Here is a 23,725-nt window from a genome sequence, read left to right as displayed (position 1 = left end):
AGGAGAGCACACACTGTGGACAACCGGGCCGATCGCCGGGGAGCTCCTAGGCGGCCGGGGCCGCGGCGGGGAACAGCGTGCGGTGCACGGCGCCGACGGCGCCCGCCCCGCGCGCCGCGTCGACGGCGGCCAGCGCGGCCTCGACGCGGTGCTCACGGCGCAGGTCCTTGGCCCGCAGCGCGAGCCGGACGAGCCCGCCGCGCTCGGCGGTGCGCACGGCCTGCTGCTCCAGCGCCCGTCCGCGACGGCGCTCCCCGGCGCGGCGCTCGCCCCGCCAGGGCTCGGACGCCCGGAAGGTCAGCACCCGCGAGCGCAGCACCGGACCGCCGGTCGCGCGGACGGTCGTCTCGTCGGCGCAGAGGCCGAAGCCGAGGTCGGCGAGCGCGTCGAGGGTGCCCTCGGAGGCGATCCAGCCGGGCGGGGCGAAGCCGTCGGTGGACAGCCCGGTCGCGAGCAGGATCCGCCGGGCACCGGTCAGCCGCAGGCCCGCCTCGTGCCGGGGCAGCGCCCCGAACTCGGTGCGGCGCCCGATCCGCGGCACGGAGCCGTTCTGCCAGGCGCCCACCGGGTCGCTCGTGTGGTCGAAACCGTGCAGGAGCAGGTCGTCCCCGGCGCGGACGCGGCCGGCGATCCAGCGGACCAGGTCGTCGCCGCGGCGCAGCGGCCCGTCGGGCCCCTTGGGCTGCACGAGGTGGGTCAGCGGCACGCCGCGCCGGTCCAGCTCCGCGGCGAACGCGGCGGCGCGGGCGCGGTCGGCGTCGTCGGAGTCGGTCAGGCCGGACAGCGAGACCAGCAGCGTGCTCATGGCCACCATCCGACCCGACCGAGGTGAACCCCGCGTGGAGCAGCCGGATCGCGCGGACGACGATCGGCGGGCGTTCTCGGCAGCCGTCCTCAGCGGGCCGTGAACCCGCCGTCGACCCTCAGCTCGGCGCCGTTGACCATCGCGGCCTCGGCCGAGGCCAGGTAGACCACGGCCGCGGCGATCTCCGACGGCTCCGCGAACCGCCGCGCCGGGATCTCGGCGCGGTGGGCGTCCCCGGCCGGGTTGTCCCACGCCGCGCGGCCCAGGTCGGTGAGCACGACCGTCGGCGACACCGCGTTGACCGTCACCCCGTGCGGCCCCCACTCGACGGCGAGGGTGCGGGTCAACCCGGTGATCCCCGCCTTGGACGCGCAGTAGGCGGCGTGCTGCTCCAGCCCGCTGCTCGCCGCCTGCGAGGCGAGGTTCACGATCCGCCCGTACCCGCGCTCCACCATCACCCGGCCCGCGGCCCGCGCCATCAGCCAGGATCCGGTGAGGTTGACGTCCAGGGTGCGGCGCCAGTCGTCGACCCCCAGCTCCAGCGCCGGGGCGAGCAGCGCGATCCCGGCCGAGTTGACCAGTACGTCGACCCGGCCGTGCCGGGCGACGACCTCGTCGACGCAGGCCTCCGCGGCGTCGGGGTCCGCGACGTCGACGACGTGCGCCGACGCGCAGACCTCCGGGACGCCGTCGGTGCGCAGGTCCGCGGCGGCGACCACGGCGCCCTGCCCGGCGAGTGCCCGGGCCGCCTCGGCGCCGATGCCCGACGCGGCCCCGGTGACCAGCGCGACCGAACCGGTGAGGTCGAACATCAGCAGTCCGTCCCGACGGTCTGCGCCCCGGCCGGGCCGCCGCGGTCGTAGGTGTCGAGCGCGGCGACCTTCTCCGCCGAGGCGCTCGCCGGGTCGAAGCGGTGGTCGAGCCAGCCGGCGACGAGCGTGCGGGCCAGCTCCAGCCCGACCACGCGCTGACCCATGCAGAGGACCTGCGCGTTGTTGGACTTCACCGAGCGCTCGACGGAGAACGGGTCGTGCGCGGTGACCGCGCGGACACCCGGCACCTTGTTCGCCGAGATCGCGACGCCCAGCCCGGTCCCGCAGATGAGCAGGCCGCGGTCGGCCTCGCCGTCGGCGATCCTGCGTGCCGCGGCGACGCCGATGTGCGGGTAGGCGGTGTGCCCGTCCGCGCCGACGCCGACGTCGACCACCTCGGCGACGCGGTCGTCGGCCTCCAGGTCGGCCTTCAGCCTCTCCTTGTACTCGTAGCCGGCGTCGTCGGCGCCGACGACGATGCGGAGCTTCCCGCTCATGTCTCCTCCTCCAGCACCTGTGCGACGGCCGTCGCGACGAGTCCCAGCGACACCGCCCCGGCGTCGGGGGTGCCGACGCTCTTGTCCGCCAGCGGGCGGGCCCGGCCGATCCGGGGCCGCAGGTCGGCGGTGTCCCGCGCCCGGGCTGTCGCGACCTCCGCCGCCGCGGCCCACGCCCCGGCGAGCGGGTCGCCGTCGCCGACCCGGCGCTCCAGCTCGTCGACGAAGGGCAGCAGCGCGTCGAGCAGGGTCTTGTCCCCCGCCCGCGCCCCGCCGAGCTGCTCGATGGTCGTCGCGAACTCGCGGATCCCTGCCGCGACGGTCGCGGCCGGGTAGCCGTCGGCGGTGTCACCGAGGTGCCGCCCGAGTGCCTCGAGCGCCGCGCCCCACAGCACCCCGGAGGTGCCGCCGGCGCGCTCGGCCCAGGCCTGCCCGGCCTGCTGGAGCACCCAGCCGCCGCCGACGTCGTCGCCGAGCTCGCCGACCCGGGCGGTGGCGGCGGTGATGCCCTTGAGCATGCCGCGGCCGTGGTCGCCGTCGCCCGCGACGGCGTCGATCCGGCCCAGCTCGTGCTCGTGGGAGCGGATCGTCGACTCCGCCGCCGCCAGCGCGGCGCGGACGGTGCCCGCGAGCTCCCGGGCCGCGTCGCTCGCCGCGGGCGCCGTGACGACGGCGTCGGCCTCGGCGAGCTCGTCGGCGGTCGGCTCGCGCAGCGCCGCCAGCGGTGCGGCGGTCTTGCGGTAGGCGGGGGTGTAGGCGTCCGCCCGCCACAGCGGCTCCAGCTCATCGTCGAGCCACATCAGGGTGAGCGAGCAGCCGCCCATGTCGAGGCTGGTCACGAGCTCGCCGACCTCGGGGTCGACGATCTCGTACCCGGCGTCGCGCAGCCGCGGCGCGACGTGGCGCCACAGCAGGAACAGCTCCTCGTACTTCGTGGTGCCCAGCCCGTTGAGGATCGCCCCGACCCGGCCGGGCGCTCCCGTGGGCGCGTGCTTCAGCACGTCGTCGACCAGCAGCTCCGCCAGCTCGCGGGCGGGCAGCATCGGGACGTCGCGGATGCCGGGCTCGCCGTGGATGCCCAGGCCGAGCCCGAGGTGTCCCTCGGGCACCGAGAACAGCGGCTCGTCCTCGCCGGGCATCGTGCAGCCGGTGAACGCGACGCCGAGGCTGCGGGTGGCCGCGTTGGCGGCCCGGCCGAGCCGCTCGACCTCGTCGATGTCCGCGCCGCGCGCGGCGGCGGCGCCCATCGCCTTGAACACGGTGAAGTCGCCGGCGATCCCGCGGCGCCGCGACTCCTCCTCGGCGGACGCGACGTCGTCGGTGACGACCACGATGCGGGTGTCGATCCCCTCCTCGCGCAGCCGGTCGGCCGCGATCCCGAAGTTGATCGTGTCGCCGGCGTAGTTGCCGAAGCTGAAGACCACACCGCGGCCCTGGTCGGCGGCCTTCGCGACCGAGTACGCCTGGGCCGCCGACGGCGAGGTGAAAATGTTGCCGACGACGGCGCCGTGCGCCATCCCCGGCCCGACCGTCCCGCAGAACGCCGGGTAGTGGCCCGAGCCGCCCCCGATGACGACGGCGACCTGCGGGCCGCCGTCGCCACGGTGGGCGACCACGCCGCCGTGCACCCCTCGGACACGGTCGGCGTAGAGGTCGAGGAAGCCGTCGAGCTGGTCGTCGGCGAACGTGGCGGGGTCGTCGTAGATCCTGGTCACGAGGTCTCCTTCACCGGGGTCGCGACGGCGGCGCGCGGCTCGGGGGCGTCCTGCGGGACGTTCAGGAACGAGACCATCACGAAGGCGGCCGCGTAGAGGGCGACGAAGGCCCACACGACGCCGACGTTCCCGGCCCCGACCCCCAGCATCAGCGCGACGACGCCGGACCCGAGGAACGCGGCACCGCCCGCGGCGGTCGTGTACATGGCCATCGCGGCGCCCTTGTGGTCGGGTGCGAGCGCGGGCATGATCGCGCCCATCGGGACGAACCCGGCGAGCAGGCAGCCGAAGATGCAGCCCGCGGCGACCGAGACCCAGAAGCCCCAGGTCGATCCGGCCGGGACGGCGTGCGGCACGTACCACCACAGCAGCAGGCCCACGGCCGAGCCGAACACACCGAACCACTGCACGGTGCGCCGCCAGCCCCAGCGGTCCCCGACCGCGCCGAACACCGCGTTGACCAGGATGTTCGTCGCGTAGACGAACACGGTCATGGTCAGCCAGCGGCTCTGGCCCCAGCCGAGGTCCACCGCGATGACCGTCGGCAGGATGATGAACATGCCGTACTGCGGCGCGGTGTTGATCAGCCGGACCAGGAAGCCCATGAGGATCTTCGGGTTCGACGCGGTGAGCCGCAGCCCGGCGGTGAGCACCTGGGCGGTGGTCTCCCCGGCCGGGGCGAGGCGCCGGGTGGCGTGCGGCTCGCGCACCCCGAAACGGGCGATCAGGAACCCGGCGACGACGAGCACGGTCGAGCCGACCATCGCGGCGGTCTCGCCGCCGGTGCCCCCGCCGAAGGCCGGGATCATGCCGAGCGCGAACAGCGAGCCCAGCGTGGGCAGGCCGCCGGTGAACATGACGTAGAACCAGCCGACCGCGACGCCGTTGCGCGAGTACGGCGTGACGACGTTGATCCACACCAGGAACGCGAACGCGAAGAGCGGGTAGCCGAGGCCGCGCAGGAAGTAGGTGGCCGCGACCAGGCCGATGCTGCCGAGCTGCAGGCTCAGCAGGAACAGCACCTCGAACACGACCCAGACGACGACGCCGAGGGTCATCACCCGGCGCGGCCCCCACAGGTCGGCCAGCGCACCGGACAGGTAGCTGGCGACGAGCACGGCCAGGCTGTAGCCGGCGATGATCGTGGCGACGGTCGCCTCGGGCGAGCCGAGGACCGCCTCGATGTGCGGGGAGATGAAGTTCGACTCGGTCCCGTTGCCGGTCATGAAGACGAGCACGCCGAGGAAGCCCCAGCGCAGGGAGTGCGGGATGCCGATGCGGTCGAGGAAGGTCTCGCGCGGTGTCGTCGTCGACATGGCGGCCCTCACGCGTTCGGGAGGATCGAGACCTTGACCGACGACCCGGACGTGTCGCCGACGAGGTCGAGGGCCTTCTGGAACTCCGCGAGCGGCACCTGGTGGGTGCAGATGTCGGAGATCGGGAGCTTGCCGTCCTCCAGCATCTTGATCGCGGCGGGCCAGCAGTGCGGGCCGAGGTGGGCGCCGCGGACGTCGAGCTCCTTGTCGTCGGAGATGATCGACCAGTCGACGGTGACGTCGGACCCGAACACCGAGTACTCGACGTAGGTGCCGAGCTTGCGCAGCAGGTTGAGTCCCTGGGCGACGGCCGGGACGGCGCCTGAGCCCTCCAGGTAGACGTCGGCGCCGTAGCCCTCGGTGAGCTCCCGGACCCGGGCGACGGCGTCCTCGCGGGAGATGTTGATCGTGAGGTCGGCGCCGGTGCGGCGGCCGAGCTCCAGCTTCTCGTCGTCGAGGTCGAGCGCGATCAGCAGCCGCGGGTTCTTCGCGCGGGCGCCGGCGATCAGGCCGAGGCCGATCGGGCCGCATCCGGCGACGACCACGACGTCGTCGAAGGTGATGGTGGCGCGCTCGACGGCGTGCAGCGCGCAGGACAGCGGCTCGGCGAACGCGGCGTGGTGCGGCTCCAGGTCCGGCGAGACCCGGTGCACCCGGGCACGGGTCGGGACCAGCATGTACTGGGCCATCGCGCCGTCGAAGTTGCGGAAGCCGAACATGTCGTGCGGCCCGCACATCCAGTACTGGCCGCGCAGGCAGTAGCGGCACTGCTCGCACGGGACGATCTGCTCGCAGGCGACGCGGTCGCCGACGGACACGCCGTGCAGGGCGAGGCCCTCGTCGTCGCCGGAGACGATCCGGCCGACGAACTCGTGGCCGGGCGTGACGCCGGTCTGGGCCCAGGCGGGGCGGTTCTCGTCGCCCCAGAACTTCGCGGCGCCGTGGTAGCACTTCAGGTCGCTCGCGCACACGCCCACGGCCTCGACCTGCATCAGCAGCTCGCCGGGGCCGGGAGCCGGGACGTCGACCTCCTCCAGGCGGTAGTCCTCGGGGCCGTGTACGACGACGGCCTGCATCCGGGTCGGGATCTGGTCTGCCACGACGGAACCTCCATTGGTGCCATGCGGGGTGCTGCATGCGACTGGTTCTGAGCATGCGTTCCGGCGTGAACATTCGTCAACACATCCGTTCCTGATTGAACAAACGTGCAGTAGGCTTGACTGGTACCGGTCCGACACGGCGGAGGAGGTGGCGATGGCGCCGCACGACGTCTCCCGGCGCGACCTGGGGCTCATGCACCGGGCCGCACGGCTGTACTACGTCGACGAGCTCAACCAGGCCGCGATCGCCGACCGGCTCACCGTGTCGCGTCCGACCGTCTCCCGGCTGCTCGCCGAGGCCCGCCGGGTCGGGATCGTGCAGATCACCGTGCACGACCCGGACTCGCTGCACACCGGCGGCGACGACGCGCCCCGGCTCGCCGCCGCGCTCGGGCTGGACTGGGTGTGGCTGGCCCCGCGCCCCGCCACCGACCTCGGTCAGTCGCTCGCCGAGCCGGTCGGCGAGGCACTGCGGGAGGCCGGGCTGCGCGCGGGCGACGTCCTGCTCGTCTCCTCCGGGCGCACCGTGTGGGAGCTCAGCCACACCGCGCTGCCCGCGCTGGCCGGCTGCGAGATCGTGCCGACCGTCGGCGGGGTCGCCGAGCCCGAGGCGTGGCACCAGACCAACGAGATCGTCCGGTCGGTCGCCGAACGCGGGCACGGGCGCCCGCACTTCCTGTTCACCCAGGCCATGCCGTCACCGGCGATGAGCCGCACGCTCGCCGAGGACCCGGAGTTCCGGCGGGTCACCGGGTTCTGGGCGCGCGCGCAGGCCGCGCTGGTCGGTGTCGGCGCCCCGCCCGCGGGCCGCGCGTCGATCTCGACCTCGGTCCCGCTCGACGACGAGGGCCTCCAGGACGGCGTCGGCGACGTCTGCCTGAACTTCTACCGCGCCGACGGCCGCCCGATCGCCTTCCCCGGCAGCGACCGGATGGTGCGGATCTCCCCGGAGCAGCTGCGACGGGTGCCGCGGACGATCGCCGTCGCCGTCGGGGAGGAGAAGGTGCCGAGCATCGTCGGCGGGGCGCGGGCGGGCCTGTTCAACCGCCTGGTCACCGACGCCCCGACCGCCCAGGCCCTCCTCGACGCCCTACCCCCGACCTGACCCCCACCCCTCGCCGCCCCGTGGCGACCGCCGGGCGCGGGGTCAGGACGCGAGGTCAGGCGGTGGGTGAGGTCCAGGGGGTGCCGGTGATGCGGCGGTAGACCTCGGCGTAGCGGTCGTGGACGACCTTCACGACCTCGTCGGGGACCTCGGGGCCGGGGGCGGTGCGGTCCCAGTCCAGCCCGGCGGACCAGTCGCGGACGTACTGCTTGTCGAAGGAGAACTGGACCCGGCCGGGCTCGTAGGAGTCAGCGGGCCAGAACCGCGACGAGTCCGGGGTGAGCACCTCGTCACCGAGGACGATCTCGCCGGAGGTGTCCCGGCCGAACTCCAGCTTGGTGTCGGCGACGATGATCCCGCCCTCGGCCGCGGACTCGGCGCCGCGCCGGTAGACCTCCAGGGTCAGGTCCCGCAGCCGGGTCGCGGTGTCGGCGCCCAGCTGCGCCACGACGTCGTCGAAGGTCATGAACTCGTCGTGCTCACCGACCGGCGCCTTGGTGGTCGGGGTGAAGATCGGCTCGGGGAGCTTCGAGCCCTCGACCAGGCCGGCGGGCAACGTGACGCCGGAGACGGCGCCGGTGCGCTGATACTCCTTCAGCCCGAGCCCGGTGAGGTAGCCGCGAGCGATGCACTCGACCGGCAGCATCTCCAGCGGGCGGCAGCGGACGGCGCGCCCGGCGGACTCGGCGGGGATGTCGTCGGTCCCGATGACGTGGTTGGGCACGAGGTCGCCGGTGCGCTCGAACCAGTACAGCGACAGCGCGGTGAGGATCGCGCCCTTGTCCGGGACGGGCGTCGGGAGCACGACGTCGTAGATCGACAGCCGGTCCGAGGCCACGAGCAGCAGCTGGGCCGGGTCGCGGGACTCGTCGAGGTAGAGCTCGCGGACCTTGCCGGAGTGGACGAGCCTCACAGGATGCCTCCGGGGGTGTAGGCGGCGGCCTCGGGGTGCTTCGCGGTGATCGCGGCGATCTTCTCCGTCACCGTGGTGACCTGTGCGGACGCAGCGCCGGTGAACCGCAGCGGGTCCTCCAGCAGCCGGTCCAGCGTGCCGGCGGGCAGGCCGAGCCGGTCGTCACCGGCGAGGCGCTGGAGCAGGTCGTTGTCGGCCTGGCCCTGCTCGCGCATCGCCAGTGCGACGGCGACCGCGTGCTCCTTGATGACCTCGTGCGCGGTCTCCCGGCCGACCCCGGCGCGGACGGCGGCCATCAGCACCGCGGTCGTGGTGAGGAAGGGCAGGTAGCGGTCCAGCTCGCGGGCGATCACGGCCGGGTAGGCACCGAACTCGTCGAGCACGGTCAGCGTGGTCTCGTAGAGGCCGTCGAGGGCGAAGAACGCGTCCGGCAGCGCGACGCGGCGCACCACCGAGCAGGACACGTCGCCCTCGTTCCACTGGGAGCCGGCGAGGTCGGCGGTCATGACCGACAGGCCGCGCAGGATCACCATGAGGCCGTTGATGCGTTCCGCGGAACGCGCGTTCATCTTGTGCGGCATGGCGCTGGACCCGACCTGGCCGGGGGCGAAGCCCTCCGTGGCGAGCTCGGCGCCCGCCATCAGCCGGATCGTCGTGGCCAGCGACGACGGCGCGGCGGCCAGCTGCACCAACGCGGTGACGACGTCGTGGTCGAGCGAGCGCGGGTAGACCTGCCCGACGCTGGTGAACGCCTCGGCGAACCCGAGGTGGGTGGCGACGCGCTGCTCCAGCTCGTCGAGCTTGGCGGCGTCGCCGTCGAGGAGATCCAGCATGTCCTGGCTGGTGCCCATCGGGCCCTTGATCCCGCGCAGCGGGTAGCGCGAGCGCAGGTCCTCCAGCCGGGCGTGCGCGACGAGCAGCTCGTCCGCGGCGGAGGCGAACCGCTTGCCCAGGGTGGTGGTCTGCGCGGCGACGTTGTGGCTGCGCCCGGCCATGACCAGCTCGGCGTACTCCGACGCGCGACGCCCGAGCCGCGCCAGGACCGCGACGGTCCGGTCGGCGACGAGCTCCAGCGACAGCCGGATCTGCAGCTGCTCCACGTTCTCGGTGAGGTCGCGGCTGGTCATGCCCTTGTGCACGTGCTCGTGGCCGGCGAGGGCGTTGAACTCCTCGATGCGGGCCTTCACGTCGTGCCGGGTGACGCGCTCGCGGGCGGCGATCGAGCCCAGGTCGACCTGCTCGACGACGGCCTCGTAGTCGTCGATGACCGACGGCGGCACCTCGATGCCGAGGTCGCGCTGGGCGCGGAGCACCGCGATCCACAGCCGTCGCTCCAGCTGGATCTTGTACTCCGGAGACCAGAGGCGGACCAGCTCGGGGCTCGCGTAGCGCGCGGCCAGCACGTTGGGAATCACGTGGCGCGATGATAATGGCTGGTGGGGGCCCTGTGACCGGCGGGAGCGCGGCCTCACACCCTGGGCAGGGACTCCAGCACCTCGTGCAGCGCCTCCCGGCCGACCGCACGCGGGTCGGGGTCGGCCTCGATCAGCGCGGTGAGCACGACGCCGTCGACGAGCGCGGTGAGCCTGCGGACCTCCCCCGGCCCCGGGCGACGGCCGGTCGCGCGGGTGAGCGCCTCGTCGAGCAGGGCGTCGAACTCGACGCGCTGGGCGCGCAGCAGCCCGGCCAGGAACGGGCGCCGGCCGGACCCGATCAGCCGCTCGAACCGGGCCAGGACGGCGTCGAGGCCGTCGGTGCGCGACCGCGGGCCGAGCAGCAGGTCGAGCACGATCTCGGCCGGGTCGTCGCGGCGGGCCAGGCAGGCGTGCGCGTCGGCCAGCTCGGCGTGCGCCAGCCGGTCCAGCGCGGCGCAGACCAGGTCCTCCAGCGAGGAGAAGTAGTAGGTCGTGGCCGCCAGCGGCACCCCGGCCCGTTCGGCGACGGCGCGGTGCCGGATCGCGTCGAACCCGCTCTCGGCGAGCAGGTCCGCGGCCGCCGCGACGAGCAGGGCGCGGCGCCGCTCACCCTTCTCGGTCTGCTTCGGGGCCGCCATCGCCACATAGTGCCAAGACAGGACCCGTCCGGACGAGTGAGATACCGGACTCGACGCCCAGGTCGGACGGGGTGACCGTGACCGTTTCGTGACCCTGCCGTTCTCACCGCCGCGGGGATGGAACACACTGGTGGTGTGCGCCCGTCACCCAGAAGCCGCTGGTCACCGCGCGGTGGTGCGCGCGGGGCGGCGGCCGCCCCGGCCCCCGGCGAGCCCGTCGACCTGCGATCGGACACCGTCACGCTGCCGACCGAGGCGATGCGCCGGGCGATGGCCGAGGCCGAGGTCGGCGACGACGTGCTCGACGGCGACCCCACCATGCGCGAGCTGGAGGAACGGGTCGCGGGCCTGCTCGGCGCCGCCGACGCGCTGTGGACGCCCACCGGCTCGATGGCGAACCTGATCGCGCTGATGAGCCGGCTCGGCCGCGGCGACTCCTTCCTCGCCCCCCAGGGCGCGCACGTGCTCGACTTCGAGCTGGGCACGGCCGCGTGGCTGGCCGGCGGGATGCCGCGGCCCCTGCCGCACGACGCGGGCCCCGGCAAGGTCACCGCGGCCGCCGTGCGCCGGGCCGCCGCCGACGACGGCTTCTACGCCTCACTGCGCCCGGTGCTGCTGTGCCTGGAGAACACCCACAACTCCGCGGGCGGCACCGTGACCGCACCGGAGGAGCACGCCTCCGTCGCCGCCGCGGCGCGGGCCGCCCGGCTCTCGGTGCACCTCGACGGCGCCCGGCTGTGGAACGCCGCGGTCGCGCTCGGGGTCCCGCCGGGCGCGCTGACCGTCGGCGCCGACACGGTCGCGGTCTGCCTGTCCAAGGGGCTCGGCGCGCCGGTCGGGTCGGTCGTCGCGGGGTCGGCGGAGTTCGTCGAGCACGCCCGGCGACTGCGCAAGATGCTCGGCGGCGGCGTCCGGCAGGGCGGGGTGCTGGCCGCGGCCGGGCTCGTCGCGCTGGAGGACATCGACCGGCTCGCCGAGGACCACGACCTCGCGACGCGGCTCGCCGCCGGGCTGCGCGAGCGCGGCTGGCGGGTCCGCGAGCCGCAGACCAACATCGTGCTGGTGGACGTGGCCGACGTGCGCGGCACGATCGCCGCGTTCGCCGAGGCCGGGGTCCGCGCCGGCGCCATCGCGGGCAAGCTGCGGCTGATGACCCACCGCGACGTCGGCGGCAAGCACATCAAGGCGGCGCTGGACCGGATCGGCGAGGTCGGCCCGTCCAGCACCGGCTCCCCCGGCGGCCCCGCGCCGCTGCCCCGCACCGCCCTCGGCGGCTGAGCCCCCGGGGCCCCGCCCCGCGCCGCCCTCCGCCGGCGCTCCGGGTCGCCTCCGGCCCCGGCGCCGGACGTGCCCGCGGCACCCCGGGCCGGGCGCTCCGGGCGCCCCTCGTCGCCGCCGTCACAGTGTCGCGCCGGGTCAACTCACTGTCGTCCGAGGTCAAGTCGGCCCGCACGATCGGGTCCACACTGGGCGACGGCCGGACGCCGGAGCAGGCGTCGGCCTAGGCTTCCGCCGCCGTCGCGCCCGTGCGTACGCACCACCGGGCGCCGGTGGCTCCGACCCACGACCGGTGCCGGTGAGCTGCGCGGACCCGCGATCGCCGGGTGTCGTGCGGCCCGGGGCGCCCAGGACAGCAGGACCGTCATGACCAGCTCCGCCCCCTCACCCGCCCCCGATCCCGAGGCCGCCCCTGATCCCGAGGCCGCCCCTGATCCCGAGGCCGCACCCGGCCCCGAGGCGGCGCTCGTCGCCGAGGGCGTCGCCGTCGACGGCACCCACGGGGTGCTGCTCGCGCCGACCTCGCTGCGCGCCGTCCCCGGCTCGGTGCTGCTGGTCGCGGGCACCCCCGGCTCCGGGCACACCGCGCTGGCGCTGGCGCTGGCCGGGCGGATGCGGCCCGACCACGGCACCGTGACCCTCGACGGCGACGACGACCCGCGCCGCCTGCGCCGCGCCGTCGCCGTCGTCGACACGCCCGGGGTCAGCGAGCCGGAGCCGGTGCTGCCGCTGCGGACCGTCGTCGGCGAGGAGCTGGCGATGGCCGGGCGCGGCACCACCCCGCGGGCGGTGACCGAGTGGCTGGGCGCGCGGGGCGCGCAGAGCTGGGTGCGCTCGCGGTTCGAGGACGTGCCCGCACCCGTGCGGATCGGGCTGATGACCGCACTCGCCGCGTCCCGCCCCGGGGTACGGGTGCTCGTGCTGACCGCGCCGGACCGGCACGGCGGCACCCCGGTGACCTGGTGGCAGGTGGCCTCCGAGCACGCCCGCGCCGGGTTCGCCGTCGTCGTGACCTGCACCGAGGGGTCGGCGGCGCTGCTGGGCGTGCCCGCGGTGCGGCTCGGCGGTGGCGACGCCGGCGCGCTGCCGGAGCCGCCCGGGCGGCACAGCAGGCCCGAGGACCCGACGGGGCCGCTGACCGTCGTCGCGCCGCAGGGGGCCGACGACCTGCCGCAGAGCTGGACCCGGCGGCTGCTGCGCCGCCGCCTCGCCGGGGCCGCGGACGCTCCGCCCCCCGGCACGGCGGAGCCCCCGCAGGACGCGGGCACGGCGATCCTGCCCGGGCCGGACCCCACCCCCGGGACCACCGACGGCGACGAGAGCACGGAGCGGACCTCATGAGCGCGATCAGGATGGCGATCAGCGAGCTGCGGCGGATCACCGCCGGGCGGCTGCCGGTCCTGGCCGTGCTCGCGCTGCTGATGATCCCGATGCTCTACGCGGGCTTCTACCTCTACGCCAACGGCGACCCCTACTCCCGCCTGGACCAGGTGCCCGCCGCACTCGTCGTCGACGACGCGGGCGGCACCGACCCCGACGGGAAGGCGCAGAACGTCGGCCAGGACGTCGCGAAGGAGCTGACCGACTCCGGCTCGTTCGACTTCCACCGGGTCTCCGCCGCCGAGGCCGACCGCGGTGTCCGCGACAACGTCTACACCTTCGCCGTGACGATCCCGCGCGACTTCACCGCGGCCCTGCAGTCCTCCGGCGAGTTCACCCCGCGCCAGGGGATCCTCGTGCTCACCACCAACGACGCCAACAACTACCTGGCCCGCACGATCGCCGACACCCTCACCACCCGGGTCCGCGAGTCGGTCGCCAAGGAGGTCGGGACGCAGGCCGCGGACCGGTTCCTCACCGGCTTCTCCACCATCCACACCAAGACCCAGGAGGCCGCGGACGGCGCCGGGAAGCTCGCCGACGGCGCGGCCACCGCCCACGACGGGGCCGGCCGGCTGGCGTCCGGCGCCGGTGAGCTGGCGACCGGGCAGCGCAAGCTCCTCGACGGCGCCCAGCAGCTCTCCGGCGGCGCGGGCGAGCTCGCGACCGGGGCCGGGACCCTCGCCACCGGGGCGGGCACCGCCGCGTCCGGCGCGGACCGGCTGTCCTCGGGCGCCGGAGAGCTCGCGACCGGGCTGGGCACCCTGCGTCAGGCCACCGCCGACCTGCCCGCGCAGTCGCGGCAGCTGGCCGACGGCGCCCGCCAGGTCGCCGACGGCAACGCGCAGCTGGCCGCGGCCGGGGACCGGGTCGCGCAGGAGAGCGCCCGGCTGGCCGACCAGCTCGACGCCGCCGACGGCACGATCGCGGCGGGCCTGCGCGAGCGCGGGTTCACCGAGGAACAGGTGCAGCAGGCCCTGGCCGCGCTGGCGACCGCGAAGCAGCCGCTGGTCGACGGCAACGCCCGCGTCCAGCAGGTGTCCGGGCAGCTCGACCGCCTCGGTTCCGGCGCGGGGCAGGTCGCCGACGGCGCCGAGCAGCTCGCCGCGTCGGCCCCGCAGCTCAGCCGCGGCATCGCGAGCGCCGCCGACGGCGCCGGGACCCTGCGCGACGGCGCGACCGAGCTGTCCGGCGGCGTCCGGAAGCTCTCCGACGGCGCCACGCAGCTGTCCACCGGCGCCACCGCGCTGCGGACCGGGGCGGACCAGCTCGTCGCCGGGGAGCGCACCGCCGTCGACGGGACCGACCGGCTCGCCGACGGGGCGCGCCGGCTCGACTCGGGTACCGGAGAGCTCGCCACCGGCGCGACGCAGCTGCACGACGGCCTGGCCTCGGGCCTGGACGACATCCCGAACCCGGCCCCGGGCGTCCGGGAGGCGACCGCCGCGAACATCGGCGACCCCGTCGCCACCCGCGACGTCGCCTACTCCCAGGCCGACACCTACGGCGCCGGGCTGGCCCCGTTCTTCATGGCGCTCGCCACCTGGATCGGCGGCTACGTGCTGTTCCTGCTGGTCCAGCCCCTGTCCCGACGGGCGATCGCGGCCGGGCAGAGCCCGCTGCGGATCGCGCTGGGCGGCTGGATCCCGGCCGGACTGCTGGGAGTCGTGCAGGTGACCGGCATGTACGCGGTGGTGTCGCTGCTGCTGGGGATCACCCCGGTGCACCCGTTCGCGACGCTGGCGCTGCTGTGGCTGACCTCGATGACGTTCACCGCGATCGTGCACGCCCTCAACGCCCTGCTCGGCGCGGTCGGGCAGTTCCTCGGGCTGGTCCTGATGGTGCTGCAGCTCGTCTCGGCGGGCGGCACGTTCCCGTGGCAGACCATCCCCGGGCCGCTCTACCCGGTGCACCACGTGATGCCGATGGGTTACGCCGTCGACGCGCTGCGCCACCTGATGTACGGCGGTGAGCTGGCCGGGGTGGTCGGGACGGCGGTGCCGGTGCTGCTGGCCTGGTTCGTCGGGGCGCTGGCGCTGGCGACGTTCGCGGCGTACCGCAAGCGGGTGTGGACGGCGACGGCAGTGAAGCCCGAGCTGGTGCTCTGAGGCCCGCTCAGACCCAGGCCCGCAGCCGCTCCAGCGCCTCGGTGATGCCCTCGGGCGTCCCGGCGCCGGAGAAGCGGATGTAGGCGCCGCCGTCGACCGGGTCGAAGTCCTGCCCCGGTGCGACGGCGATGCCGGTCTCGGCGAGCAGCCGGTAGGTCAGCCCCATCGAGTCCTCGCCCGCGCGCAGCAGGTGCGCGATGTCGGCGTAGACGTAGAACGCGCCGTCGGCGGGGGCGAGCCGGGTGATCCCGAGCCCGCGCAGGCCGTCGAGCAGCAGGTCCCGGTTGCGGCCGTAGCGCACGACGTGGGAGTCGGCCTCGGCGTAGCTCGCCTCGTCGAACGCGGCGAGCGCCGCGTGCTGGGGCAGCGCGGGCGGGCAGACGGTGAAGTTGCCGGCCAGCCCCTCCACGGTGCGGCGCAGCCGCGGCGGGCACACCAGCCAGCCGAGCCGCCAGCCGGTCATCGAGAAGTACTTCGAGAACGAGTTGACCAGCACGGCCTCCCGCGAGGTCTCCCAGGCGCTGCTCGTCGCGGGGCTGCCCGGGAACGTGATGCCGTGGTAGATCTCGTCGCTGACGAGCTGGATGCCGCGCTCCTCGCAGTACGACGCGAGCGCCGCCAGCTCGGCGGGGTCGAGGACGGTGCCGGTGGGGTTCGCCGGGCTGGCCACGATCAGGCCCTTCACCGGCTCGTCGAGCGCCTCGAGCATCTCCACGGTGGGCTGGAACCGGGTCGCCGGACCGCACGGCAGCTCGACGACCTCGCAGCCCAGCGCGGCGAGGATGTTGCGGTAGCAGGGGTAGCCGGGGCGGGCCATGGCGACGCGGTCGCCCGCGTCGAACGCGGCGAGGAAGGCGAGCAGGAACCCGCCGGAGGACCCGGTGGTGAGCACGACGTCGCCCGGGTCGACCTCCAGGTCCCGGGTGCGCCGGTAGTGCCCGGCGACGGCCTCGCGCAGCTCCGCGATGCCGGGGGCGACGGTGTAGCCGAGTACCTGCTCGTTCAGGGCGGCGACGGCGGCCGCGCGCACCGGTTCCGGCGCCGGGGTCGACGGCTGCCCAGCCGAGAGGTTGATCAGGTCGCCGTGGGTGCGGGCCCGTTCGGCGGCGGCCGCCCAGACGTGCATGACGTGGAACGGGGCGACGGCGGCACGGGCGGCGACGGTCAGGCGGGTCACGCCGCCGAGCCTAGGCGGCGGCCCCGCACGGGACCGGACCGCGCGCCCGGGCGGGAGCCCGCTCCCGGGCGCGCGGTCGTTCACGAACCGGGGCGGGCGCGGGGCCCGCCCGGTGTCACTCGGCCTCGAAGCCCAGGGCGTCGACGACGGCGCCGATCTGCGCGTCGGTGTCGGCGACGGTGTCGTCGAGGTACTCGGCGACCGGGGTCAGCTCGGCCGCCTGCGCGGTGCCGGTGAGCGCCAGGGCGGCGAGCGGCGCGGCGACGACGCCACCCACGAGGGCGAGGGCGCGACGACGACGGGCCTGCTGGGGAGCGTGGGCCATGGTGATCCTCCTGTGGTTCAGGGACACCGGCTGTGCCCCTGTGCCACAGGACGATTCCTCGACGAACCGGTGGAGATCAAACCCTGGTGTCCGGTTTTACCGGCTCTTCATGATCATCGAACAACCGGATACGGAGGCCCAGGTCAAGCCATTCGGACTATTGGCGTTGCGCCATGCGGCGGTAACACCCGCGCAACATCAGGCCTGCGCGACGGGCACGCTGACCTCTCCGCGCTCGGCCTTCAGACCGATGTCGGTGCGGTGGTGCGAGCCCGCAAGGCGGACCGGCTCCAGGCGGGCGTAGGCCTCGGCCCGGGCGGCGGCGAGGTCGGAGCCGGTGCCCACGACCGACAGGACGCGCCCGCCGGAGGAGACGACCGCGCCGTCGTCGCGGCGACGGGTGCCGGCGTGCAGCACGCCCTCCCCCTCGGCGCCGGTGATGACGTCACCGAGCCGCGGGGTGGCCGGATAGCCCTCCGCGGCGACGACGACCGTCACCGCCGACCCGTCGGCCCACTCGATCGCGGGCTGCTCGGCGAGGGTGCCGGTCGCGGTGGCGAGCAGCAGCTGCGACAGCGGGGTGCGCAGCAGCGCCAGCACGGCCTGGGTCTCCGGGTCCCCGAAGCGGCAGTTGAACTCGATGACCGCCGGGCCCTGCGAGGTCAGCGCGAGACCGGCGTAGAGCAGCCCGGTGAACGGGGTGCCGCGGCGCACCATCTCCTCGGCGACCGGCGCGACGACCCCGGCGACCAGCTCCTCGGCGAGGTCCTCGCCCGCCCAGGGCAGCGGGCAGTAGGCGCCCATGCCGCCGGTGTTGGGGCCGGAGTCGTCGTCGCCGACGCGCTTGAAGTCCTGCGCGGGCAGCAGCGGCACCACGGTGGCGCCGTCGACGAGGCAGAACAGCGACGCCTCGGGGCCGTCGAGGAAGGACTCCAGCAGCGCCGGGTGGCCGGCGTCGAGCAGCCCGAGGGCGTGCGCGCGGGCCACCTCGATGTCGCCGGACACGACGACGCCCTTGCCCGCGGCCAGCCCGTCGTCCTTGACGACGTAGGGCGGGGTGAACACCGACAGCGCGGTGTCGAGGTGCGCCGGGTTGTCGACGACGACCGACGAGGCCGTCGGTACCCCGGCCGCGCTCATGACGGCCTTCGCGAACGCCTTGGACCCCTCGATCCGGGCCGCCTCGGCGCTCGGGCCGAAGCAGGGGATGCCGGCCTCGCGCACCGCGTCGGCCGCACCGTTGACCAGCGGGCCCTCCGGCCCGACGACCACGAGGTCCGCCTGCCAGGTCCGCGCCACGTCGACGACGGCGCCGTTGTCGGTGACGTCGAGCCCGAGCTGCTCGGACACCGCGGCCGTCCCCGCGTTGCCGGGGGCGACAGCGAGCGCCGTCACCTCCGGGTCCTGCGCCAGAGCCACGGCGATGGCGTGCTCACGCGCACCGCTTCCCACGATCAGGATCCGCACGGTGGCCGAGCGTATCCGTGCACGTCGGACGACGGGGAACCGGTGTCCGCTCAGCCGTCGCAGCGTTGCAGGTGGGCCCCGATCAGCGCGGTGACGTGGGTGGGGTGCTCCTGCTGCGGGAAGTGCCCGGTGGCCGGGAGCGTGTGGTGGGTCAGCCCGGCACCGGCGAACCGCTCGTCGCCGCGCATGGTGGTGTCGAGCACGCACGGGTCGTCGGCGCCGTGCACCTGCAGCACCGGCACCCCGACCGGCCGGGAGAGCTCGCGGGCGAAGCGGCGGCCGTCGGGGCGCACCTGGGAGCGCATCGACCAGCGGTAGTATTCGAGGCTGCAGTGGGCGACGGTGGAGATCCGCATCGCCTCCGCGTTGCGGGCGACGGCGTCGGCGAAGTCGGTGGTGGCGGCCCACTCCGGACCCGCCCACGCCCGCATGATCCGCCCGACCCGGGCGCCGCCGTCGGCACGCAGGGAACGCTCCGGCAGCCGCGGCAGCTGGAACCCGGCCATGTAGCGGCTCGCGCGGCCCTGCCCGAGCGGGTCGCGCAGCACCGCGTCGCGCATGACGACCGGGTGCGGCGCCCCGAGCCCGGTGAGCGAGACGACCAGCCGCGGGTGCAGCGTGGCGACCGTCCAGCCGATCGCGGCACCCCAGTCGTGCCCGACGACGTGGGCACGCGGCTCCCCGAGCGCCCGGATCAGCCCGGCGCAGTCACCGGCGAGGGTCCACAGGTCGTAGCCGCGGGGCGTCTTGTCGGTGTCGCCGTAGCCGCGCAGGTCGGGCGCGACGACCCGGTAGCCGGCGTCGCCGAGGGCGAGGAGCTGGTGGCGCCAGGTCCACCAGAACTCCGGGAAGCCGTGCAGCAGCACGACCAGCGGGCCGGTCGGCGGGCCGTACTCGGCGAGGTGGATGCGGATGCCGTTGGCCGACACCGCGCGGTGCGTCCACGGACCGGGCACCCGGACGACCGAGGGGTCGGGCGGGGTACCGGTCGCTGCGGACACGCCGGATCAGCCCGCGGCGGCGTGCCGCCCGGAGGTGCCGTCGGCGATCTCGCGGACGTTGTCGCGGTCACCGCGGTGGCCGCGCTGGGCGAGCACCTGGGCGGAGTCCTTGAGCGAGTCGATGGTGCGCTCGGGCTTGCGGATCTTGCGGACCCGCAGGTAGCCGAGGAAGCCGAACAGGCCGGCGACGAGCAGCATGAACAGGAACGTGATCCCGAAGCCCGCGGCGCGGTTGAGCCACAGCGAGAGGAACTCGGCGAGGGTGAAGAACAGGTAGAACAGGCTGAACAGCCCGATCACCGCGGCGATCACGAAGAAGACGCTGCCCTGCACGCCCTTCTTCACCTCGGCCGTGACCTCGGCCTTGGCGAGCTCCACCTCCGACCGGACCAGGGTGGAGAGGTGGGTGGTGACGTCCTTCGCGAGGGCACCGAGGGACGCGTCGCGCGGCCCCGGCTCGTTCGTGAGCGGGATCGAGGGCAGGACCGGCGGAACCTCCGCGTTGCCCGACTGGCTGTTGCTGGCCACCGTCTTCCCTCCTGCTGGTGCACTCGCCTACCCGGGGCGCTGGGGATCCCCCGGACGGCCGTCGTTCGGTGAGCCGCCATCGTGCCACGGGGTCCGGCGACCCGCTCGGCTACGCCACGCCGGGGACACGGCCTCACTCGTCCGGGCGGCCGCGCAGTTTCTTGATCTGTCCGCGCCGGTTCTTGGCGTCGAGCCTGCGACGCTGCGACCCGCGCGTCGGACGGGTCGGGCGACGGGTGCGCGGGCCCGCCGCGGTCGCCTCGCCGAGCAGGGTCGCGAGCCGCCCGCGGGCGGCCTCGCGGTTGCGGAGCTGGCTGCGGTGCTCGGAGGCGACGACGGTCAGCACGCCGTCGACGAGCCGGTTCGCCAGCCGTGACAGGGCGCGGTCGCGCAGGTCCTCCGGCACGCTCGGCGACGCCGCGAGGTCGAAGGACAGCTCCACCCGCGAGTCGGTGGTGTTGACGCCCTGCCCGCCGGGGCCCGAGGCGCGGGAGAACCGCCAGTGCAGCTCGCGGGCGGGCACGACGAAGCCCCGCCGCACCTCGATCGGCTCGTCCACGCCGACCAGTGTCGCCGATCGGCCCCGGGTCCCGTGCGGTGTGCACGGGCCCGGGGCCGCCGGGACCGGAGGGTCAGTCCTCCTTGGACTCGCTCATGCCGGACGAGATCAGGTCCATCACCGACGAGTCGGCGAGGGTCGAGACGTCGCCGACGTCCCGGTTCTCGGCGACGTCGCGCAGCAGGCGGCGCATGATCTTGCCGGAGCGGGTCTTCGGCAGCTCCTCCACGACGAGGATCTGGCGCGGCTTGGCGATCGGGCCGATCTCCTTGGAGACGTGGTCGCGGAGCGCCTTGATGGCCTCCTCGCCCTTCGCCTCGTCCTTCGACGCGCTCCCGCGCAGGATGACGAACGCGACGATCCCCTGGCCGGTGGTCTCGTCCGAGGCGCCCACGACCGCGGCCTCGGCGACGGTCGGGTGGCTGACCAGCGCCGACTCCACCTCGGTGGTCGAGATGCGGTGCCCGGAGATGTTCATGACGTCGTCGACGCGGCCGAGCAGCCAGATGGCGCCGTCGTCGTCGTACTTGGCGCCGTCACCGGCGAAGTAGTAGCCCTGCTCGGCGAAGCGGGACCAGTAGGTGTCCTTGTAGCGCTCGGTGTCGCCCCAGATGCCGCGCAGCATCGACGGCCACGGCTTGTCGAGGACCAGGTAGCCGCCCTCGCCGTTGCCGACCGGGGTGCCGGTGTCGTCGACGACGGTGGCGGAGATGCCCGGCAGCGCGCGCATGGCCGAGCCCGGCTTGGTCGCGGTGACGCCCGGGAGCGGCGCGATCATCTGCGAGCCGGTCTCGGTCTGCCACCAGGTGTCGACGATCGGGCAGTTCTCCTTGCCGATCTTCTCCCGGAACCACATCCAGGCCTCGGGGTTGATCGGCTCGCCGACCGTGCCGAGCACCTTCAGCGAGGACAGGTCGTACTTCGCGGGGATGTCCTCGCCCCACTTCATGAACGTGCGGATCAGCGTCGGGGCGGTGTAGTAGATCGAGACCTTGTACTTGTCGACGATCTCCCAGTGCCGGCCCTCGTGCGGGGTGTTCGGCGTGCCCTCGTAGATCACCTGCGTGGCGCCGTTCGCGAGCGGCCCGTAGACGATGTAGGTGTGCCCGGTGACCCAGCCGATGTCGGCGGTGCACCAGTAGACGCTCTCGCCCGGCTTGTGGTCGAACACCACGTGGTGGGTGTAGGCGGACTGCGTGAGGTAGCCGCCGGAGGTGTGCAGGATGCCCTTCGGCTTCCCGGTGGTGCCCGAGGTGTAGAGGATGAACAGCGGGTGCTCGGAGTCGAAGGACTCCGGGGTGTGCTGGTCGGAGGCACCGTCGACGACGTCGTGCCACCACACGTCGCGGCCGTCGGTCCACGGCACGTCGGTCTCGGTCCGCTTGACGACGAGGACCTTCTCGATCGAGGTGCCCTCGACGGCCTCGTCGGTGTTCTCCTTCATCGGAGCCGGCTTGCCGCGGCGGTACTGGCCGTCGCTGGTGATCAGCACCTTGGCCTCGGCGTCCTCGATGCGCGCCTTGAGCGCGCCCGGGGAGAACCCGCCGAACACGACGCTGTGCAGCGCGCCCAGGCGGGCGCAGGCCAGCATCGAGAACACGGCCTCGGGGATCATCGGCAGCTGGATGGCGACGCGGTCGCCCTTGCCGACGCCCAGCTCGCTCAGCGCGTTCGCGGTCTTGGAGACCTCGCGCTGCAGGTCGGCGTAGGTGATGGTGCGGGAGTCGCCGGGCTCGCCCTCCCAGTGGATGGCGACGCGGTCGCCGTTGCCCGCCTCGACGTGCCGGTCGGCGCAGTTGTAGGCGACGTTCAGCTCACCGCCGACGAACCACTTCGCGAACGGGGGCTGCCAGTCCAGGACGGTGTCCCACTTCTTCGTCCAGTGCAGCCGGTCGGCCTGCTCGGCCCAGAACCCCTCGCGGTCGGAGTCGGCGCGCTCGTACCAGTCGGCGGTGGCGTTCGCCTGCGACGCGAACTCCTCCGACGGCGGGAACGACCTGCTCTCGGTGGAGAGTGCGCTGAGCGCAGAACTCTTCTCGGACTCGGCCATGTCCTCGTGTCCTCCTCGACGCGGCGGGTCACTTCGGGCCGGCGTGGCGGCCTCGGGCGCACTCGGTGTGCGCGCACGTGTGCTGTCCGACGCTAGTGAAACGTCGTGGCCCGTGCACCGTCTGTCGGGACAGGTACGGACGGGACACAAGGGCCACACCTGACCGTCCGCGCAGGTCGGGGGCCACTCCCGGGTGCGTCACGGGGTTCGCGAGACCATCGACGGCGGACGGACGGACGTCCGGCGGTCGGTGGATCACCACGACCGGTCGCCGAGCGGTCCACACCGCAGGGGTACTACCCGACGGTAACCCACGGGTTGGGACGATGACGCCCATGGCCCGCCCCGCAGCAGCCGATCCGCTCGCCCCGCTCGCCGCCCTCCCCGGCGTCGCCGAGGCGGTCTCCCGCGCCCGCGACGCGGCCACCGAGGTGCACAACCAGCCGGTCAACCGGCGCGGCTGGCCCGCGACGGCCGCCGAGGCCGCCCTGCGCGCGGCCCGCTCCTCCGCCGCGGTCGACGGGGCCCCGCTGCGGCCGGTCACCGCCGACCACGTCTCGGACCCGGTCCTCGCGGGCGCCGTCCGGATCGCCGACGAGCGCGCGAAGCTCCTCGACACCTGGGGTCGCGCGCCGCTGCAGGGGCTCGCCCGGCTGCACGTGCTGGCCGCGGGCGACCTCGTGCCCGCCGCCGAGCACGAGCAGGTGCTGGGCAGGCCGCGCCCGGCGACGTCGGGACGGCTCGCGGCGCTGGCCGACCTGATCGGCGGGGGCACCTCCGTGCCGGCACCGGTGCTGGTCGCCGTCGTGCACGGCGAGCTGCTGACCCTGGCCCCGTTCGGCACCGCCGACGGCGTCGTGGCCCGGGCCGCGGCCCGGCTGACCGCGATGTCGACCGGGCTGGACCCGCGCGGTCTGTCGGTGCCCGAAGTGGGGTTCCTGCGCCGCACCGCGGAGTACCGGGAGGCCGCGGCGGCGTTCGCGTCCGGGACGCCCGACGGTCTGGCCCGCTGGATCGTCCACACCTGCGCGGAGTGGGAGGCGGGCGGCCGGGAGGGCCTGTCGATCGCCGCGGCGCAGTCCGGCTGAGGCCACGCACTCGGCACGGACCTCCCGCCCCGGCCGGGCTCGGACACGACCTCGGACATGACAGAGCCGGGTGGTGCCCCGAGGGGCGCCACCCGGCCCGACGTGGGAACCGGCGTCCTGGCGTGCACTACGTGTCGTGTTGTGCGGCCTCGGCGCCCGGCGTCCCGGTTCGCAGGCCCACGACGACATGCCTCCCGCGGCGTGCTCGGCGTGGACGTGATCCGGTTCCCACGTACGGAGCCCGGTCAGGGGAGACGCCTCTTCTCCTCCGAGACGCCCCTGGCCCGGCCGGGGTCCGTGACTCCTTCGTAGACCCGGAACGTGATGTGGGCAACCCTCGCACCGGGATGCACCGGTTCAGCAGCACAGGGTGACCGTCGACGGCCGCCGGGTGGGTGGACGACGACGCCCGGACGGCGGTCGCGCCCGGCATCCGGGCCGCATTCCG

At 74.6% G+C, this 23,725-nt stretch carries 21 protein-coding genes; 5 read left to right on the top strand and 16 right to left on the bottom strand.

Translation table 11 applies throughout. From position 1 onward, the window contains the following. Window positions 1-46: 46 nt before the first annotated feature. The 6 genes from KPL57_RS34850 to KPL57_RS34825 form a co-directional block, all read right to left on the bottom strand. Window positions 47-805, bottom strand: a complete 759-nt coding sequence (locus KPL57_RS34850) for a DUF2334 domain-containing protein (RefSeq protein ID WP_226354824.1) — start codon at window positions 803-805, stop codon at window positions 47-49. Window positions 806-894: 89 nt separating this feature from the next. Next, window positions 895-1,617: a GolD/DthD family dehydrogenase gene (locus KPL57_RS34845; RefSeq protein WP_226354823.1), complete on the bottom strand. Its 723-nt coding sequence runs from the start codon at window positions 1,615-1,617 to the stop codon at window positions 895-897. Continuing rightward, window positions 1,617-2,114 (bottom strand): ribose-5-phosphate isomerase, encoded by a 498-nt coding sequence (locus KPL57_RS34840; RefSeq protein WP_226354822.1) that lies wholly within the window; start codon window positions 2,112-2,114, stop codon window positions 1,617-1,619. The genes KPL57_RS34845 and KPL57_RS34840 overlap by 1 nt, the downstream gene beginning before the upstream one ends. After that, a complete protein-coding gene (locus KPL57_RS34835) occupies window positions 2,111-3,829 on the bottom strand; it encodes a dihydroxyacetone kinase family protein (protein ID WP_226354821.1) in 1,719 nt (572 codons plus the stop codon). The genes KPL57_RS34840 and KPL57_RS34835 overlap by 4 nt, the downstream gene beginning before the upstream one ends. Next, entirely contained in the window at window positions 3,826-5,157 is a 1,332-nt protein-coding gene (locus KPL57_RS34830; RefSeq protein ID WP_226354820.1) for an RbtT/DalT/CsbX family MFS transporter, read from the bottom strand. Before KPL57_RS34830 ends, KPL57_RS34835 begins: the two co-directional genes overlap by 4 nt. Continuing rightward, window positions 5,154-6,245, bottom strand: a complete 1,092-nt coding sequence (locus KPL57_RS34825) for an alcohol dehydrogenase catalytic domain-containing protein (RefSeq protein WP_226354819.1) — start codon at window positions 6,243-6,245, stop codon at window positions 5,154-5,156. The genes KPL57_RS34830 and KPL57_RS34825 overlap by 4 nt, the downstream gene beginning before the upstream one ends. A 154-nt stretch (window positions 6,246-6,399) precedes the next feature. On the opposite strand from KPL57_RS34825, the gene KPL57_RS34820 reads away from it, so the two are divergent. After that, window positions 6,400-7,350, top strand: a complete 951-nt coding sequence (locus KPL57_RS34820; protein WP_226354818.1) for a sugar-binding transcriptional regulator — start codon at window positions 6,400-6,402, stop codon at window positions 7,348-7,350. A 55-nt stretch (window positions 7,351-7,405) separates the two neighbouring features. On the opposite strand, the gene KPL57_RS34815 is transcribed toward KPL57_RS34820, so the two are convergent. The 3 genes from KPL57_RS34815 to KPL57_RS34805 are packed head-to-tail and all read right to left on the bottom strand — an operon-like array spanning window position 7,406 to window position 10,316. After that, window positions 7,406-8,263 (bottom strand): phosphoribosylaminoimidazolesuccinocarboxamide synthase, encoded by an 858-nt coding sequence (locus tag KPL57_RS34815; RefSeq protein WP_226354817.1) that lies wholly within the window; start codon window positions 8,261-8,263, stop codon window positions 7,406-7,408. Further along, window positions 8,260-9,678: an adenylosuccinate lyase gene (gene purB / locus KPL57_RS34810; RefSeq protein WP_226354816.1), complete on the bottom strand. Its 1,419-nt coding sequence runs from the start codon at window positions 9,676-9,678 to the stop codon at window positions 8,260-8,262. Before purB ends, KPL57_RS34815 begins: the two co-directional genes overlap by 4 nt. A gap of 53 nt (window positions 9,679-9,731) precedes the next feature. Beyond that, the gene (locus KPL57_RS34805) at window positions 9,732-10,316 is read right to left on the bottom strand and encodes a TetR/AcrR family transcriptional regulator (RefSeq protein WP_226354815.1); all 585 of its coding nucleotides are present in this window, start codon (window positions 10,314-10,316) and stop codon (window positions 9,732-9,734) included. Between the two features lie 222 nt (window positions 10,317-10,538). On the opposite strand from KPL57_RS34805, the gene KPL57_RS34800 reads away from it, so the two are divergent. The 3 genes from KPL57_RS34800 (at window position 10,539) to KPL57_RS34790 (ending at window position 15,082) form a co-directional block, all read left to right on the top strand. Then, window positions 10,539-11,594, top strand: coding sequence for a threonine aldolase family protein (locus tag KPL57_RS34800; protein WP_255655231.1), 1,056 nt, complete (start codon window positions 10,539-10,541; stop codon window positions 11,592-11,594). Between the two features lie 366 nt (window positions 11,595-11,960). Beyond that, on the top strand, window positions 11,961-12,935 hold the full coding sequence (locus KPL57_RS34795) for an ATP-binding cassette domain-containing protein (protein WP_226354813.1): 975 nt from the start codon (window positions 11,961-11,963) through the stop codon (window positions 12,933-12,935). Next, entirely contained in the window at window positions 12,932-15,082 is a 2,151-nt protein-coding gene (locus KPL57_RS34790; RefSeq protein ID WP_226354812.1) for a YhgE/Pip domain-containing protein, read from the top strand. The genes KPL57_RS34795 and KPL57_RS34790 overlap by 4 nt, the downstream gene beginning before the upstream one ends. A 7-nt stretch (window positions 15,083-15,089) precedes the next feature. On the opposite strand, the gene KPL57_RS34785 is transcribed toward KPL57_RS34790, so the two are convergent. The 7 genes from KPL57_RS34785 to acs all read right to left on the bottom strand — a co-directional run bounded on the left by KPL57_RS34785 (window position 15,090) and on the right by acs (window position 22,189). Beyond that, the gene (locus tag KPL57_RS34785) at window positions 15,090-16,208 is read right to left on the bottom strand and encodes a pyridoxal phosphate-dependent aminotransferase (protein WP_226356629.1); all 1,119 of its coding nucleotides are present in this window, start codon (window positions 16,206-16,208) and stop codon (window positions 15,090-15,092) included. Window positions 16,209-16,374: 166 nt separating this feature from the next. Continuing rightward, window positions 16,375-16,584, bottom strand: coding sequence for a hypothetical protein (locus tag KPL57_RS34780; RefSeq protein ID WP_139282823.1), 210 nt, complete (start codon window positions 16,582-16,584; stop codon window positions 16,375-16,377). A 198-nt stretch (window positions 16,585-16,782) separates the two neighbouring features. Next, window positions 16,783-18,051 (bottom strand): phosphoribosylamine--glycine ligase, encoded by a 1,269-nt coding sequence (gene purD / locus KPL57_RS34775; RefSeq protein ID WP_226354811.1) that lies wholly within the window; start codon window positions 18,049-18,051, stop codon window positions 16,783-16,785. A gap of 50 nt (window positions 18,052-18,101) precedes the next feature. Then, window positions 18,102-19,052 (bottom strand): alpha/beta fold hydrolase, encoded by a 951-nt coding sequence (locus tag KPL57_RS34770; RefSeq protein ID WP_226354810.1) that lies wholly within the window; start codon window positions 19,050-19,052, stop codon window positions 18,102-18,104. Window positions 19,053-19,058: 6 nt separating this feature from the next. After that, the gene (locus KPL57_RS34765) at window positions 19,059-19,580 is read right to left on the bottom strand and encodes a phage holin family protein (protein WP_178374796.1); all 522 of its coding nucleotides are present in this window, start codon (window positions 19,578-19,580) and stop codon (window positions 19,059-19,061) included. Window positions 19,581-19,713: 133 nt separating this feature from the next. Next, a complete protein-coding gene (gene arfB, locus KPL57_RS34760) occupies window positions 19,714-20,139 on the bottom strand; it encodes an alternative ribosome rescue aminoacyl-tRNA hydrolase ArfB (RefSeq protein ID WP_226354809.1) in 426 nt (141 codons plus the stop codon). A gap of 73 nt (window positions 20,140-20,212) precedes the next feature. Then, window positions 20,213-22,189, bottom strand: coding sequence for an acetate--CoA ligase (gene acs / locus KPL57_RS34755; protein ID WP_226354808.1), 1,977 nt, complete (start codon window positions 22,187-22,189; stop codon window positions 20,213-20,215). 335 nt (window positions 22,190-22,524) lie between these two features. Between acs and KPL57_RS34750 the strand changes: the two genes are divergently transcribed. Next, window positions 22,525-23,277 carry an oxidoreductase gene (locus tag KPL57_RS34750; RefSeq protein WP_073575811.1) on the top strand — a complete coding sequence of 251 codons (753 nt, stop codon included), beginning with the start codon at window positions 22,525-22,527 and terminating at the stop codon, window positions 23,275-23,277. Window positions 23,278-23,725 lie beyond the last annotated feature (448 nt).

The sequence above is a fragment of the Pseudonocardia sp. ICBG601 genome, from assembly GCF_020496245.1.
This window is presented reverse-complemented; position numbering and strand designations above follow the sequence as displayed.

What these genes read in the sequence shown, in the direction of transcription:
- acs (WP_226354808.1), bottom strand. Translation starts at nt 22,189, where the DNA reads ATGGCCGAGTCCGAGAAGAGTTCTGCGCTCAGCGCACTCTCCACCGAG.
- KPL57_RS34780 (WP_139282823.1), bottom strand. Translation starts at nt 16,584, where the DNA reads ATGGCCCACGCTCCCCAGCAGGCCCGTCGTCGTCGCGCCCTCGCCCTC.
- KPL57_RS34840 (WP_226354822.1), bottom strand. Translation starts at nt 2,114, where the DNA reads ATGAGCGGGAAGCTCCGCATCGTCGTCGGCGCCGACGACGCCGGCTAC.
- KPL57_RS34850 (WP_226354824.1), bottom strand. Translation starts at nt 805, where the DNA reads ATGAGCACGCTGCTGGTCTCGCTGTCCGGCCTGACCGACTCCGACGAC.
- KPL57_RS34795 (WP_226354813.1), top strand. Translation starts at nt 11,961, where the DNA reads ATGACCAGCTCCGCCCCCTCACCCGCCCCCGATCCCGAGGCCGCCCCT.
- KPL57_RS34805 (WP_226354815.1), bottom strand. Translation starts at nt 10,316, where the DNA reads ATGGCGGCCCCGAAGCAGACCGAGAAGGGTGAGCGGCGCCGCGCCCTG.
- KPL57_RS34845 (WP_226354823.1), bottom strand. Translation starts at nt 1,617, where the DNA reads ATGTTCGACCTCACCGGTTCGGTCGCGCTGGTCACCGGGGCCGCGTCG.
- KPL57_RS34790 (WP_226354812.1), top strand. Translation starts at nt 12,932, where the DNA reads ATGAGCGCGATCAGGATGGCGATCAGCGAGCTGCGGCGGATCACCGCC.
- KPL57_RS34750 (WP_073575811.1), top strand. Translation starts at nt 22,525, where the DNA reads ATGGCCCGCCCCGCAGCAGCCGATCCGCTCGCCCCGCTCGCCGCCCTC.
- KPL57_RS34820 (WP_226354818.1), top strand. Translation starts at nt 6,400, where the DNA reads ATGGCGCCGCACGACGTCTCCCGGCGCGACCTGGGGCTCATGCACCGG.
- KPL57_RS34785 (WP_226356629.1), bottom strand. Translation starts at nt 16,208, where the DNA reads ATGCACGTCTGGGCGGCCGCCGCCGAACGGGCCCGCACCCACGGCGAC.